Below are 15,557 nucleotides of genomic sequence, written 5' to 3'. Positions count from 1 at the left end.
AAAAAGCTATTTCCTTTTCTTTCTCTTTTTATTCTTCTTATTTTTCTTATTTCCCTTGTACTTTTTAGACTTTTTATCTTTTTCCATCTGTCTTTCAGACTTTCTTCGGCTGCTTGTCTTTTTAGGGAAAGGATTTTCTTTTTCTATCTCTTCTACCTTTTTCAAGTAGTCTTCAGCTATTTTTGGATCATATTCTCCACTAAAGACATCCTTTCTAACGGCTAAAGTAATTTTTAAAGCTAGATTTCTAGCGACTTTTCCTCTATTCCACCATTTCGCACCTCTTACGCTTGGGTGCTGGAATATCAAACCGTGCTTTGGAGGTCTCTCTCCAGTTTTCAAATGTCTGAATATGGCCTTTTCAGCGCCCATTATTTGAACGGTGCTTGCAGGATAAGTGGCTAATCTTTTTATGCTTCCAATGTGAGCGATAAGCTTTGCACCAAGTGTAGGGCCTAATAAATCTCTTAAGTTAGGTGCAATTTCTTCCATTTTAGTATCTATATATTTTTCCAAGTCTTTTCTAGACCTTTGAAGTGAATAGATAGACTCTGCAAAGCTTTTTACCATAATTAAGTCATATTCTTCTATGTCTGCTCCAGTGCTGAAATCCAAGTCTATATCAAAGTGCTCTTTATGGTTTTTAATGATGTCTTCCCTGTTTTCGCTTTCTGCAATTAATTTGATATATGTTTCATTGCTTCCTATAGTGTCCATCTCAGGGAAGTAGATGGTGTACCAATCACGAATACGTTCCACTAATTTGCTGATTGATTCATCAAGGTCATCTACAGTGTTTATTGCTTGAATAAGTAGTTTATCTTCTTCTTGTGAGGACTCTTTTACTTTTAGGCTAGCTATGTCCTCATAAATTTTTGTAATTTCAGAGTATTTTTCTTGGTTTGGCTCTTCTAAATTACTTATATTTTCTTCTACATCATCGATATTCTCTTTATCATCATTTAAAAAGCCAATTTCCAATAGAATGCTCTCTAAATTATTTCTTAAGTGTTCTCCACCTTTATTTGGAGTCTCAACTATTATATTTTCATAATTGTCAAGCTCTTTATATTGGGATCTTCTTTTTCTTGTTTCTATAATGATTGTAGAATCATCAGAAGACAGTTCATTAATTAATTCTATCTCCTCTTCTAATAATTCCTTATTTTCAATTTTAAGATTATTTGAAACAATATTCTCATCATCAAATAATTTATAATTGGCTATTTTCAAATCCTCATCAAAAGCAATAAATCCTGCAATAAATTGTGTTATATAGTATTCCATAGTTTTATTTTGCATTTTGTTTTTAATATATTTTACATAATTTTTAGAATTTCATTTAAAAAAAATCAAATATTATATATCATATGTTAATCATAAATTAAAATAGTATAATTAATAAAAATACTATTATGCTAAATATAAAATATTTAGGAAATTAATAAAAAATCTATCACAAATCTAATATTTGGGAAATTAATAATTAAATCGAAATCTTAGATTTTAAAAAGTTCAGTTTAAAATTAAATTATTATACAATTTGGAGGTTAATAATGTTAAAAACTAAATTATGCGGAATTAGTTTAAAAAATCCATTAATGCTTGCTGCAGGTGTTTTGGGAAGCCATGCATCTTCTCTTAATTGGATTTTAAATTCTGGTGCAGGTGCAGTTGTATCAAAGTCCTTCTCAAAGGAACCAAACGAAGGATACAAAAATCCAACCACTGTAGCTGTTGAGGGAGGTATCATAAACGCTATCGGACTTTCAAGCCCTGGCGTTGATGCATTCATAGAGGAATTGGAATCTGTAAATAGAATCAAAGGCAGATCAATCGCTTCAATCTATGGAGCAACTCCTGATGAATTTTCATATGTTGCAGGCAAGATTGAAAGTTTGGTTGACATGATTGAGATGAACATATCCTGTCCTCATGCAATGGAAGGATATGGGGCTTCCATCGGTCAAAATCCTGATTTAACAAGAGAATTTGTCTCTGCAGTAAAGGATACTGTCAGCGTTCCTGTTCTTGCAAAATTAACCCCAAATGTAACAAATATTTCTGAAATAGCTATTGCTGCTGAAGAAGGGGGAGCTGATGGTTTGACCTTAATCAATTCATTAGGCCCTGGAATGAAAATAGATATTATAACTGGAAATCCTATTTTGGCCAATAAGTTTGGTGGAATGAGCGGCCCTGCAATTAAGCCTATTGCTGTTAGATGTGTTTATGACGCTTATGAGGCAACAGACATTCCTATTGTAGGTGTTGGAGGCATTCGCAACTACACTGATGTTGTAGAGTTCTTGTATGCAGGTGCCAGTGCAGTTCAAATAGGAACATCCATTATGTATGAAGGTCCTGAAATATTTGGCAGAATCCGCAAATGACTTGGAAGAATTTGTAGATGAGAGCGGATTTAGCTCTATCGAAGATATGGTGGCTTATGCTCATAAATAATTAGTTTCTAAAGGTGATAAGATGAATGTGCCACAAGTTTTAGAAATTAAAAGAATCATAGAAGAAACTCCTTCAATTAAGACTTTTATTTTTGATTGGACAATGGTAGGTGAAAACATTCCAACTCCAGGCCAGTTTGTAATGGTTTGGAATTTCAATGACGAAAAGCCAATGTCCATTTCCTATATTGACATAGCTAAAGGAGAATTGGGAATTACAGTAAAGAATGTTGGGGAATTTACCAATCAGCTCCACAGCCTTGAAGTTGGAGACAGATTAGGTCTTAGGGGACCTTATGGTAATGGCTTTGACACTGATTTAAGAGACATGAAAGTCTTGGCAATTGGTGGAGGAGTAGGAATGGCTCCTATTGCTTCATTTGCTGAAGAGGCATTGAAAAACAAGGCGATTGTTGATGTTGTATGTGCAGCCCAGACAAAGGACGAGCTCTTATTTGATGAAAGATTAAAGGAAAAAGGGGCAACCGTTTACACTTGCACTGATGACGGGTCCTGCGGATTTAAGGGATTTGCAACCCATAGGGCTATAGAGCTAATGGCTATGAAAAAGTATGATTGGGCTGTTGTCTGTGGTCCTGAAGTTATGATGAAGCCGTTATACGGCACATTGGAATCAAATATGATTGATGGAGAGTATTCCATGGAAAGATATATGAAATGTGCCATTGGAGTATGCGGCCAATGCTGTGTGGACAATACAGGATGGAGAATCTGTGTTGAAGGCCCTGTATTTTCTACAGATCAGATGTCTGAGATAATTGAATTCGGTGAGTTCCATAGAACCGCTTCTGGATTAAAAGAGTTTTATTAAATAAATTTGATAATTAATAGAAAAAATTTTATAACTTTATTATTTATTTGTTTAAGAGTTTTAAACTCCTATTGGGAGTTTATTTTATAGATAGTGATTGAAATGATAGATTTTACTAAAAAATAAGTATGCATTACACATATTTATCATAATAATTTTATTGGTATTGTCATTTTTTACCATTCGACCTGTAATCTATATGGTCCTTTTAGGTGCCATGATTGCATATGGTTTGACACCTATTGCTAATAAGATTCAAACAAAGATTAAATATCCTTCGATTTCTATCTTTTTAGCATTGATCCTTGTTGTAATTCCATTGATACTGCTATTTGCATATGTATTTTATGAAATTACAGTTTTTGCAGATGTATTCTTTAATTCTAGTGATTTGGCTGGAATGGATATAAATAATGCCCTAAATGCCTTCGTTGGTAATTTGCCAGTTGAATTGCAAGGCTTCATTAAACCTTATATGGGTTCTCTATCTACTGGTTTGGAAAGCGCTTTATCTTATGTATTGGCTTATACAGTTAAATTGGTAAAAGGATTTTCTAATGTTTTAATTCAATTATTTGTATTAATCTGTTCAATTTATTACTTTACTCGTGATGGAGACCTTATATGGGAAAATATCTTTGTATTTATCCCTAATGAGCATAAGGCTTTCTTTGATAGAACTTTCTATGAAATTGCTAATGTATTGAAGTCAATATTCTACGGTCACTTTTTGACTGCAGTTATAATTGGTGTTATGGGCGGTGTAGGATATTACTTATTAGGCTATAAATTTGCTTTGTTTTTAGGAATAATCACTGGAATATTTCAGTTGATTCCTATATTTGGCCCTTGGATTGTATATTGGGCTTTAGCCATTTACGCCATATTTGTAGCCGGAGATATTGTTCAAGCAGTCTTAACAGTTTTGTGGGGATTTGTTCTCAGTTTAAGTGATATGTATATACGTCCTGTATTGGCAAGTAACTATGCAGATATGCCTTCTTTGATTCTTTTGGTTGGATTTATGGCCGGCCCTTATGTATTTGGAATTGTAGGGTTTATTTTAGGTCCATTAATTTTAGGAGTTTGTTATGCTGTTATTAAGTCTTTAAAAGAAGAATTAGAAAAGGATAATTGGAACTCTGGAGATGAAGAGGGTTCTGATGATGGTGATAGTGAAGATGTAAAAGAAATTTCTGATAATCTTGATGAAGTTTCTGATGATAAAAAGGATTCTAATGAAGATTCAAAAGATTTGGATTTGGGAATTGAAGAAAAAATTTAAAATTTTCAAAAGATTTGGATTTGGAAATTGAAGAAAAAATTTAAAATTATTTAAAACTTGTTAAATTCTTAAAAGGTTAATTTAACTTATAAAATATTATTTTACTTACTTAGGTTGATAAGATGGTTAAAAGGAATATTGTTCTTTTAGATATTGATTATATAACTCATGACGAAAAGGCAGTCATCCGCCTATTTGGCAAGGTAAAGGGAGGAGAATCTAATGACATCATCGCTATAGATGACTCTTTTGTCCCTTATCTTTACATTTTGCCTCTTGAGGATATAGATAAATGCATAAAAGACATAAACGGTCTAAAAGAAGAAGGAGAAATTGAATTTACCAAATTGGAAAAGGTAAACAAGAAAGACCTTCAAGTTCCTAAGGAATTTATTAAGATGACCTTAAACCATCCTCAGGATGTTCCAAAATACAGAGACAAAATTTGGGACTTAAACTCTGTAAAGCAATTAAGGGAGCACGACATTCCATTTTATAGAAGATACCTGATAGATAATGCCTTAGTTCCTATGGCTGAATTGGAGCTTGAAGGAGAGCTTATAGACTCATTTGAAACAGTCGATTCTGACGATGAATCCCTTGAAATACTTAAGCTAAGCTGCCCTCCAAAGACTGCAAACACTGATTTTCAGGAATTTCGAATGATGAGCTTTGACCTTGAGGTTCGAAACCCTCATGGAATGCCAAATCCAGATCAAGATGAAATCATTATGATTGGAATCGACAGCAATGTAGGTGTTAGAAAGGTCATCTCAACAAAAGGGGATGAATTTGATGATGATGAGGAAATGGACTTTATTGAAATTGTGGAAACAGAAAAGGAAATGATTGAACGCTTCGTTCAAACGGTCAAGGATGCCAATATCGATATTATAATAGGATATAACTCAGATAATTTTGACTTCCCTTACCTTAGGGATAGGGCAAAGAGATGGGAAGTGGATTTGGATTTAGGTGTTGACGGCTCTGGACTTAAATTTTTAAGAAGAGGCTATGCAAACTCTGCAGCCTTTAGAGGCCTTTTGCATGTTGATTTATATTTGGTTATGAGAAGATACATGTCTCTTGATAGATATACCTTGGAAAGGGTCTATCTTGAGTTCTTTGGAGAGGAAAAGATCGATGTTCCTGGTGAGAGAATCTATGAATTCTGGGACAACGGCGGAGATGAGCTGAAGAATCTCTTTAAGTATTCCTTGGATGATGTGGTAGCCACCTTAAAGATAGCTATGGAAACATTGCCTCTAAACCTTGAACTGACCCGTATCGTTCGTCAGCCTTTCTTTGACGTAACCCGTATGTCTACAGGCCAGCAAGCCGAGTGGTTTTTAGTTAGAAAAGCTTATGAGGTTGATGAGGTTGTTCCAAACAAGCCTAATATGACCATGAATAACATTCGTGAAAGAGGCAGCAATTCTGGAGGCTATGTAAAGGAGCCTGAAATTGGTTTGCATGAGAATCTTGTTCAATTCGACTTTAAGAGTCTGTATCCAACCTTGATTATTTCAAAAAACATCTCTCCCGATGTTTTGGTAACTGATAATATTTCTTATAATGCCAAGTTTGAAGACTTTGAGACAGGATATGATGAAATTGACAGTGTTTTGGAAGAGACTCCAAGTGAGGATTTGGATGAGGAGGATTATTATGTCTGTCCTGAACACTTCTTTAAGTTTAAAAAGGAGCCACAAGGTTTCATTCCATCAGCAATTGAAGACGTATTGAATGAAAGGTTTAGGGTAAAGAATAGAATGAAGCAAACCGAAGATCCGGTACTCAGAAAAAGTCTGGATGTTCAGCAACAGGCCTTGAAACGTTTGGCAAATACAATGTATGGAGTTTATGGATTTTTAAGATTCCGTTGGTATTCCTTTGAATGCGCTCAGGCTATCACTGCATGGGGACGTCAGCATATTAAAAAGGCCATGAAGGAAGCTGAAGACTTTGGATTTAAGGCCATTTATGCAGATACCGATGGATTTTATGCAAAATATGTTCCTGAAATGAAAAAAGAATGATTTATGGTCTTTTACTATCAGTATTATTTTAGATAATTCTATTAGATTTTATTAAAATGTTTAAAAATTGTTATATTTAAAATAAAAAGGATGTGTGTTTATGGAAGAAAAAATTGCTTTAGCTGCTTGCAGTGGTATGAGTCCAAATGGTTTGGTTGCAAGAGTTGCAGTTCATGATTTGGCTATTGACGATCATGAGATTTTATCTATTTGTATGGGTTCAACTTCTGCAAATGTGGAAGGATTTACAAGAGTTCTTGATAAATATCCTATTTTAGCAATCAACGGTTGTGAAGGCAACTGTGTTGGTAAAATCTTAAAGGAAAAGGGTGTTGATATTGTAGGAGAACTTAATGTTGGAGATATTTTAGCAGAAACTGAATACAAGGCTAATGATGCTGCAAGGTTAGATGATGAAGGAGAAATCTGTGTAAAGATTGTAAAGGACATTATAGAGGATAAAATTAATGAATTAAGTGAATAATTTATTTATTTTTTTAAGCCGGATTAATGATTTTTATTATTTTATTTTTATTTTAGGTGTTAATATGGTAAAACCTGTTAAAATTCATGACAATAATCTTTGGGATAAGTTTGTTAAAGAGACTGAATCCTATTGGGCTGTTTTAAGTCCAGGTACTGTGATTGCTATATTTATTGGCGAAACTGATAAGAATTTTTTATTGATTGAGAGAAAAGAAGGAACTGTTGAGTCTAAATTCAATATAAATAATTCTCTTAATATGATGGATACTGGTCTCTTTTTCACAATAACTGAAGAGGATGCATCCGATTTATTAGATGATTCCAGTTTATTGACTACTTTTATTAAAGAAGGTAAATTAGGCATATTCTGTTTAGTGGATGATTATGCAATGGCTGAAAAGGGTCTTGATACTTTATTAAGCGATTTAGGCTTTGCACCATCTTGTGCTATTTAATTATCCTAATTTATTTTTCAATTTTTTATTTCTTTTCTCTTTTTTATTATTTCATTTCTTTTTGTGACTTTTCATTTCTTCACTTTTACAGATTTTAATTTTTTCACATTTTTGTTTTCTTGTTTTTGTGTTTTTACACTTTTGCACAAATTGTGCAAAAATGATTTTGCACTTTTTCACAATTTTGTTTTATTAAATGATAGATGCCTCATATAATTTTTATAATTTTTTTAATTTCTTTCATTTAAATTAATTAAATCATTGATTATTTTAATAGTTTTTACATTAACTGTACATTTAATCATAGATGATTTTAAAAATTTTATAGATAAAAAACTTTCATTTTTTTTAAGAGTTTGTTTTGAATTTTTAATTTTTTTTTTCAATATTTTATATTTTTTAAAAAGAGTTGTTGTTATAAAATGTTTGAAAAATAGCATTTCAAAAAAGAGTAGTTTTAAATCTAAAATATTATAAAAATAGTGGTTTAAAATCAGTTTAAAAAATAGTATGCTGTGAGCTAAAAAGAGTAAATTTAAAAAAATAGGAAAGAAAAAGAAAGAATGATTTATTCAGTTAAATAACTGTCTAAATCAATATCTAATTCATCACAAATTGTTTTCTAAGGTGTCATAGAGTTTTTCATCTATGTCTAAACCTTTGACTTCGTTTTCTGCAATTCTTTTTACTTCAAGGTCTCCTGGTATGAATGTGTCACCGGATTCTCTTATTTCAGTAACGAATTCTTCAACGTCTGCCTTGAACTGTTCGATTGGAACAAATTTGGAAGGATCGATAGCAACGAATAAGTCTCCCTTATTACAGTTTTCCTTATAGTCACCTGCAGTTCCGGTTACTTTTGTACCAAATGCAGCGTTTACTAAAGGTCCAGACATGATTTCAATCATAAGGCTTAATGCATATCCTTTGACTCCGCCAAATGGTAAGATGGAACCTTCTAATGCAGCTTCAGGATCGGTTGTTGGGTTTCCATCCTTATCGATTGCAGTGTTTGGTGGAATCTCTTCACCTTTTCTTTGAGCTTCCAATAATTTTCCACGAGCGCTGACAGAAGTTGCCATGTCTACAGCAATATAAGTGTCGGAAGGAATTCCTATAGCCACTGGGTTAGTACCAAGAATTGCTTTTTTACCTCCAAGAGGTGCTACTCCAGGTTCTGTATTACATATTACAATACCGATGGTATCATTTCTAATGGCTAAATCAGAGTAATATCCAGTTATTCCAAAGTGGTTAGCATTGAATGTACCTACTGCAGCAATACCTGTCTTTTTAGCCTTTTCAATTGCTAAGCTCATTGCTTCATGAGCTATGTATTGTCCAAAAAGACTTTTACCGTCAATCAATGCGATTGATTCAGTTTCTTGGACTATGTCATATTCCCCATCAATTTGAATATGTCCTCTTTTGATTCCTCTTATGTATTGTGGGAATCTTCCAAGTCCGTGTGAAGTGAATCCTTTTAAATCAGAGTCTATTGTTGCTTCTGTTACAACATCAGCTTGGTTTTCCTTTACTCCGATTTTAGTTAATATTTCTTTTACTAGTTCTCGTTCTTTATTAACACTAATATTCATTCTTTCCCTCCTATTTCCTTAATGCTGAAATTTTAGTGTTTTAATTATTAATAAGTTTTAATTGGTTCTTTTTTAATAATTAGAAAATTAATTATTCTTTAAACTTAATAGGTTTAGTTTTCTTTGAAAGTTAATTATTCTTTAAACTTAATAGGTTTAGTTTTCTTTGAAAGTTAATTATTCTTTTAAAGTTTAATAAGTTATTTCAGTGCCTTCAAAGGTTTTTACAACTATTTTCTCTTCGCCAATAACTTTTCCAACAATATAACTTTCAATATTTTTATTTAATGCTTCAAGGACTGCATCAGCTTCCTCAGGGCTTGCGATTACTGTAAATCCTATTCCCATATTGAAGACCTTATACATTTCCTCTAAAGGAACTCCTTGTTGGTAAATCAATTTGAAAATATCTTGAGGTTCTGGATAATCAGTGATTTCAAAGCCTATTCCATCTTTAAGTCTTGAAAGGTTGTTTACTCCGCCACCAGTCATATGAGCAAGTCCTTTTATATTAAATCCTTGTCCTAGAAGGTCAATGATTGCTTTAACATATAATTGGGTTGGCTTTAATAATTCTTCACCGATTGTGGTGTCTGAATTAGGCATTTTGTCATCGACAGTAAATCCTCCATCTTCGAATATTGCACGTCTTGCAAGGCTTAATCCATTACTGTGGATTCCGCTACTTCTAAGTCCGATTAAGATGTCTCCTTCTTGGATGTCTGCACCAGTGATAATTTTGTCCTTGTCTACAAAGCCGATTCCGGTTCCAGCTAAATCGAAATCCTTTACAATTCCTGGAAGTGATGCTGTTTCCCCTCCGATTATTGCGATTTTGGATTCGGTAGCTCCTTTGACTAATCCGTCTGCAATCTCTTCAGCAACTTTTGGATCTGGCTCTTCAACTGCCAAATAGTCCACTAATGCTATAGGCTCAGCACCTACACAGAGAATGTCGTTAACTACCATTGCAATCATGTCGATTCCAACGGTATCGTATTTCTCCATCATTTTAGCCACTAAGATTTTACTCCCTACACCATCAGTGCTCATTGCAATGGCCTTATCTCCAAGTTCTACTAAAGCTGCAAAATGTCCACTGTCAGTAATGATATTTCTGTATTCTAATGTTGGTTTTAATTTTGAAGCAAGTTTAGAAACAGTCAATGCTTCAAGGTCAATGTCAACACCTGATTCTGAATATGTAACCATAAAAACACCTTATTAATAATTTCTTTATACTTAGGAAAATTCTTTTTTAAGATTTTCCTAATGTTTTTTAATTTATTTGAATCAAATTTCAAATTATTTAATATGAATTTTCTTATTTTTTCAATAAGTTATAATATATAATTTGTTAAAGCTATTATTTATTATATACTATTATTTCTTAATTTTTCTAATAGCTTTTTTAAGATTAATAGCTTTTATAAAATTAATAGTTTTTATAAGTTTAATAGCTTTTAAAAGTTTAATAGCTTTATAAGTTTAATAGCTTTTAAAAGTTTAATAGCTTTTATAAGATAATAGTTTTTTATTAAATTTTAGTATAAGTTTATTGTAACCTTACTGCATCGAGTATGACTGGAGTCTTTGTCTCAACTTTAAAGCTTCTATGAATGCTTGAAGCCAAGTCAACAGTCTTATAAGGGTCTCCATGACAGGTAATAATCTTATCCGGTCTTGGGTGTAGTCTTTTAGCAAATTCCATCAATTGTCTTCTATTGGAGTGACCACTGAATCCTTCAATGGTCTTGACTTCCATTTCTACATTGAAAACCCTTGTCTTACCGTCTTCATCTTCAAATGGTAATTGCTTATGTCCTTTTTGGATTTTTCTACCTAATGAACCTTCAGATTGGTATCCTACAAAGATAAGAGTGTTCTTTTTGTCTTCACATAACCATTTGAAGTATTCTACAGAGTTTCCTCCAGTCATCATACCAGAAGTTGACAATATGATTGAAGGCTCTCCTTCAACGATTTCCTTTCTTTCTGCATTGTTTTGAACCTGATTGAATGATTCTGTCATGAATGGGTTACGGCTCATATGAAGGATTTGATCTCTTAATTCCTTGCTTAAGTATTCAGGTCTTGCAGTATGCACTGCAGTTGCTTCCCAAATCATTCCGTCAAGATGTATAGGTACGGTTTCAATTATGTCATGATGCATATACTCTTCAAGCACAATCATCAATTCTTGAGCCCTTCCTACAGCAAACACTGGAAGCAATACTTTTCCGCCACGTTTAATTGTTTTGTAGATGGTTTTCATCAATTCCTTTTCTGCATTGTTTCTTGAAGGGGTTACATCCTCATGTCCTCCATAGGTACTTTCCATAATGCAGCTTTCCACTCTTGGGAATCTGGTTGTTGCAGGTTCAAGAAGTCTGCTTTTTTCATATTTAAAGTCTCCTGTGTATAGAAGGTTATGTGCTCCGTCTCCAATGTGGAAGTGGCACATTGCAGATCCTATGATGTGTCCTGCATTATGCAATGTAAGCTTGATGTCTGGGGAAATGTCAGTAACCACTCCGTAATCCAATGTAATTGTATGCTTAACTTCCTTTTGAACATGCTTTGCATTGAATGGGAGAGGATTGTTATCTCTGTGAGCGATATCAATATAATCCATTTGCAATAATGTCATCAAGTCTCTTGTTGCACTTGTACAGTAAACAGGGCCTTCGTATCCATAGTGGTAAAGGTAAGGGATGAATCCGCAGTGGTCCAAGTGAGCGTGAGATAAGACAACAGCATCTAAGTCTTGAATTGAAAATTCAGGAACTCCAAGCATTGGGAATGAGGTTTTGTCATCTTGGCCTGCTACGTTTACTCCGCAGTCAAGCAATACTCTACTGTTTGGAGTTTGAAGCAACATGCAGGAACGTCCTACTTCCTTAAATCCTCCCATAGCAGTTAATCTTACCCAGTCGCTAGGATATTTTCCCCCTTGGTGAATTCTTGCACCTAATGTTTGGAGGAATTTTTTTCTTTCTTTGCTGTTGTTTAAAAGGGTGTTTCTTATTCTGTCGATAATTTCAGATCTCATTGGAGGGGTTCTTAAGATTTTAGGAGCCCAACCAGTGTTTCTTACGATATCTCTTGAGGTAACTCCATATTTTCCAATTACAAGTCCTGGCTTGGTTGCCTCTATGACAATTTCATTTGTAACTTCATCAAATTTTATGTCGTTAATTTCAGCATCTTCAGGTACGATTTCCTCTACCTTCTTGATTGCGTCTTCGTAAGAGTCTAAAACTGACTTGTCTGAACGTATGATGATTCTTTTTCTTAAGTCCTTAGCGAGGTTTCTAATTAGGTCCCCATTGTCTGCAATGATGTCTGGATTTTTTGTATATATTACAACTTCCGGACCTTCAAATTCAATATTTGCTAATTTAACCTCTTCTGGAAGTTTCTTTGTAATTTCTTCTTTAATTTGTTCTAAAACATTGGAAGCCATATAATCACTTCGAAAAATAGTTGTATAAAATTAGTATATGGTAATAAGTCAATATTCTAATATCTTTGTAAAATAATTATTTTTGAAAATCTAATTTTTAAATTGTGGATTTAATTCCTTTTTGAATTATTCCGATTTTTTTGTGATTTAAATTGTGGATTTAATTCCTTTTTGAATTATTCCGATTTTTTTGTGATTTAAATTGTGGATTTAATTCCTTTTTGAATTATTCCGATTTTTTGTGATTTAAATTGTGGGTTTAATTCCTTTTTGAATTATTCCAATCTCTAAAAGTTTAATTCTAGTTTAAATGCAATATTAAATATTGGTTAAGTAAATTTTGGTTAATTTTTAAATAAGCTGTTTTAATATTTATATTTCAGTTAAAAGTTTATAGGACTGGCTATATTTTTAATTTAAGTTAAAAAACTGTTTTTCTAAGTTTTTAATTATGTTTTAATTTTAGTTAAAAGTTTATAGAACTGTCTTAAACTTTTAAGAATATAAAATTAAGTAGTATAATAAAGAATATTGATTTAAGTTACTTAAAACAATATTCTTAACTTATATGCTTTAATAAACAGCTATTGTGTCATAAAAAAGATGTTTACTTAATTATTGCATATACTATTTATACTGTAATATGTAAAATTAGTTGTAAAATAAAGTTTTTAAAATAAATAATTCTCACGTCTAGCTATTGATCTTTTCAATAATAGCGTCTACTTCTTCTTTTTCTAACATTTTAAATCCGTCTTTAGTAACATTTGCCACTAAAAAGCCGTTTCCAGAGAAGGTATCCCTTTCTGTAGCTGCTTTGATTGCTCTTATGGCAACTTCAGTAGCTTCCTCTACAGTGATATCTTCATAGAATCTGTCTTCAAGCACACCATATGCAAATGTGGAACCGGAACCGGTAGAAATGAAGGTATCCTTAATCATACCACCTGCAGCATCTAATGAATAGATTGATGCTCCAGTGTCGTCTACTCCTCCGATAAGAGTTTGAACATATGCTGGTGAGGAGTGTAATATGTTAGAGCTTACAGCAGCAGCTGCTTCTAAGCTAATGTCTTTTCCATTTCTTAATCTGTACAATGAAGTTTCAGCACTTATTACTTTCATTAAGGTTTGTGCATCTGCTACAGATCCTGCAATGGTTGCTGCAATGTGATTGTCGATTTTGAATATTTTTTCAGCTACTTTGTGAGCAACAAGGTTTCCCATACTTGCTCTTCTTTCACTTGCAAATACAACACCATCTTTGCAGGTAATACCAACGGTTGTAGTACCTTCAAAAGTGTTTTTATTACTCATATTAATACACCTCGTATAATAATTTTGTAAAATTAAATTTAATTGTTAATTGTAAATATTATAAAATAAATCTAATGGCTTTAAATTTAAAAATAATTATGAATTAATTATAATTATAGAAAATAATAATAATCCAATAAAAAATTTAAATAATTAATAAATTCTAATTAATTTTTATAGAGATCTCTAATAAAAATTAATCGTTACAAAATTAGAAAATATTTTATGTCAGGATTTTTTCTTAAATCATTAAAATGAATTTTAGCTTTGATTTAATTATACTTTTTCCTAACTACTTTTATTTTGTATTGCATTATATATAATAGTTTCGATATTTCGTATAATTAGTAATTTTTCATTTTTATATTTTTTACTTAATTTAGTTTATTTTAATATATTTTTACAGATATTGATTATTTTTAATTTTACAGTATTTTAAATTCGTATTTTTTAATTTTGCGTTCATTTAATCAATTTATTTTATTTATTTTTACTTATTGATTTTAATAACTTTAATTTATTTTAATGTATTTAATCTTATTATTGTCTTTGTATTATATAAAGTTTTTTAATTTATTCTATTGTTTACAAATAATATTCATAAACATTTAAGAAATTTTTAAAAAATATCCTATTGTTTACAAATAATCTTCCTAAACATTTAAGAAATTTTTAAAAACTAGGCAGTATATATTTAATATTGAAAGCAATTTGCTTAATTTTATAATAGTTTCTTTTTGATTTTAAGTTTATTTTAGATTTTTGGTGATTGTTTGAAGTGGAAAAAGATAGGGGACATTCTCATCATTGATGATAACTTTGATTTGGACTTGAATGATGAGAAGACTTTAAAAGATCTTGCACATAGGCATAAGGTCAAATCCATAATCCGGATTGAAAAGATTGAAGGTCAAAAGAGAGAGCCTACAATTGATATCTTGTATGGTGAGGATACAGAAACCATTCATAAGGAAAACGGATGCCTGTTTAACTTGGATTTGTCTAAAGTGATGTGGGCTAAAGGAAATAATAATGAGCGATTAAGAATAGCCAAACTAGTCCAAAAGGATGAGACTGTCTTGGATATGTTTGCAGGAATCGGATACTTTTCTATTCCTATTGGGGTTCATAGCCAGGCAAAGCAGATCTATTCGATTGAAATAAATCCAAATTCCTATCATTTTCTAAAAAGGAATATTGAGTTAAATAAAATCAATAAAAAAGCAGGTTATGATAGGATGATTCCTATTTTAGGGGATTGTGCAATAGAAGCACCTAAATACTCTGCAGATAGGGTTTTAATGGGTTATGTGAAGACAACTCATCACTTCTTGCATCCGGCGATGGAATGCGTTAAGGATGGTGGCATAATTCATTATCATGAGACCGTTCCGGATAAGCTGATTGAAACTAGGCCTTATGAGAGGGTTAAGGAAATGGCATGGAACTGCGGTGAAAGGGAAGTTGAGGTTTTAAATATTCAGCGTATAAAAAGATATGCTCCAGGTGTAGAGCATATAGTTCTAGATGCAAGGATTTATTAAATATATGGCGCATTATTAGGTTTATGATTTTTGTGGTTTATTAGAGCTTTTCAATCAATCAGTAGGTTCCTTT

The 15,557-nt window shown here is 32.2% G+C and carries 10 protein-coding genes and 2 pseudogenes; 7 read left to right on the top strand and 5 right to left on the bottom strand.

Annotation, left to right across the window (positions count from 1 at the left end):
• Positions 1-6: 6 nt before the first annotated feature.
• The gene (locus MRU_RS09950; protein ID WP_012956785.1) at positions 7-1,287 is read right to left on the bottom strand and encodes an NOP5/NOP56 family protein; all 1,281 of its coding nucleotides are present in this window, start codon (positions 1,285-1,287) and stop codon (positions 7-9) included.
• Between the two features lie 269 nt (positions 1,288-1,556).
• On the opposite strand from MRU_RS09950, the pseudogene MRU_RS09945 reads away from it, so the two are divergent.
• The 6 genes and pseudogenes from MRU_RS09945 (at position 1,557) to MRU_RS09920 (ending at position 7,559) form a co-directional block, all read left to right on the top strand.
• Positions 1,557-2,463, top strand: a pseudogene (locus tag MRU_RS09945) (dihydroorotate dehydrogenase).
• A gap of 21 nt (positions 2,464-2,484) precedes the next feature.
• Positions 2,485-3,294 (top strand): dihydroorotate dehydrogenase electron transfer subunit, encoded by an 810-nt coding sequence (locus MRU_RS09940; RefSeq protein WP_012956783.1) that lies wholly within the window; start codon positions 2,485-2,487, stop codon positions 3,292-3,294.
• Between the two features lie 109 nt (positions 3,295-3,403).
• Entirely contained in the window at positions 3,404-4,579 is a 1,176-nt protein-coding gene (locus MRU_RS09935; RefSeq protein ID WP_143714334.1) for an AI-2E family transporter, read from the top strand.
• Positions 4,580-4,701: 122 nt separating this feature from the next.
• A complete protein-coding gene (locus tag MRU_RS09930; protein ID WP_012956781.1) occupies positions 4,702-6,618 on the top strand; it encodes a DNA-directed DNA polymerase in 1,917 nt (638 codons plus the stop codon).
• A gap of 100 nt (positions 6,619-6,718) precedes the next feature.
• On the top strand, positions 6,719-7,102 hold the full coding sequence (locus tag MRU_RS09925) for a putative zinc-binding protein (protein ID WP_012956780.1): 384 nt from the start codon (positions 6,719-6,721) through the stop codon (positions 7,100-7,102).
• A 64-nt stretch (positions 7,103-7,166) separates the two neighbouring features.
• Complete coding sequence (locus tag MRU_RS09920; RefSeq protein WP_012956779.1) at positions 7,167-7,559, top strand: hypothetical protein; 393 nt, start codon at positions 7,167-7,169, stop codon at positions 7,557-7,559.
• Between the two features lie 568 nt (positions 7,560-8,127).
• Here the strand turns inward: MRU_RS09920 and comC are convergent.
• The 4 genes and pseudogenes from comC to psmB all read right to left on the bottom strand — a co-directional run bounded on the left by comC (position 8,128) and on the right by psmB (position 13,940).
• Positions 8,128-9,157: pseudogene (gene comC, locus MRU_RS09915) on the bottom strand (L-sulfolactate dehydrogenase).
• Between the two features lie 192 nt (positions 9,158-9,349).
• Complete coding sequence (gene purM / locus MRU_RS09910; RefSeq protein ID WP_012956777.1) at positions 9,350-10,369, bottom strand: phosphoribosylformylglycinamidine cyclo-ligase; 1,020 nt, start codon at positions 10,367-10,369, stop codon at positions 9,350-9,352.
• Positions 10,370-10,712: 343 nt separating this feature from the next.
• Positions 10,713-12,623: a beta-CASP ribonuclease aCPSF1 gene (locus MRU_RS09905; protein ID WP_012956776.1), complete on the bottom strand. Its 1,911-nt coding sequence runs from the start codon at positions 12,621-12,623 to the stop codon at positions 10,713-10,715.
• A gap of 693 nt (positions 12,624-13,316) precedes the next feature.
• Positions 13,317-13,940, bottom strand: coding sequence for an archaeal proteasome endopeptidase complex subunit beta (gene psmB, locus MRU_RS09900; protein ID WP_012956775.1), 624 nt, complete (start codon positions 13,938-13,940; stop codon positions 13,317-13,319).
• 773 nt (positions 13,941-14,713) lie between these two features.
• Here psmB and MRU_RS09895 point away from each other — a divergent pair.
• The gene (locus MRU_RS09895) at positions 14,714-15,484 is read left to right on the top strand and encodes a class I SAM-dependent methyltransferase (protein ID WP_012956774.1); all 771 of its coding nucleotides are present in this window, start codon (positions 14,714-14,716) and stop codon (positions 15,482-15,484) included.
• The last annotated feature ends 73 nt before the right edge of the window (positions 15,485-15,557 follow it).

The organism is Methanobrevibacter ruminantium M1, from assembly GCF_000024185.1.
GTDB classification, from domain to species: domain Archaea; phylum Methanobacteriota; class Methanobacteria; order Methanobacteriales; family Methanobacteriaceae; genus Methanobrevibacter; species Methanobrevibacter ruminantium.
The sequence above is the reverse complement of the archived record's forward strand: the minus strand, read 5'-3'. Positions and strand labels throughout refer to the sequence as shown.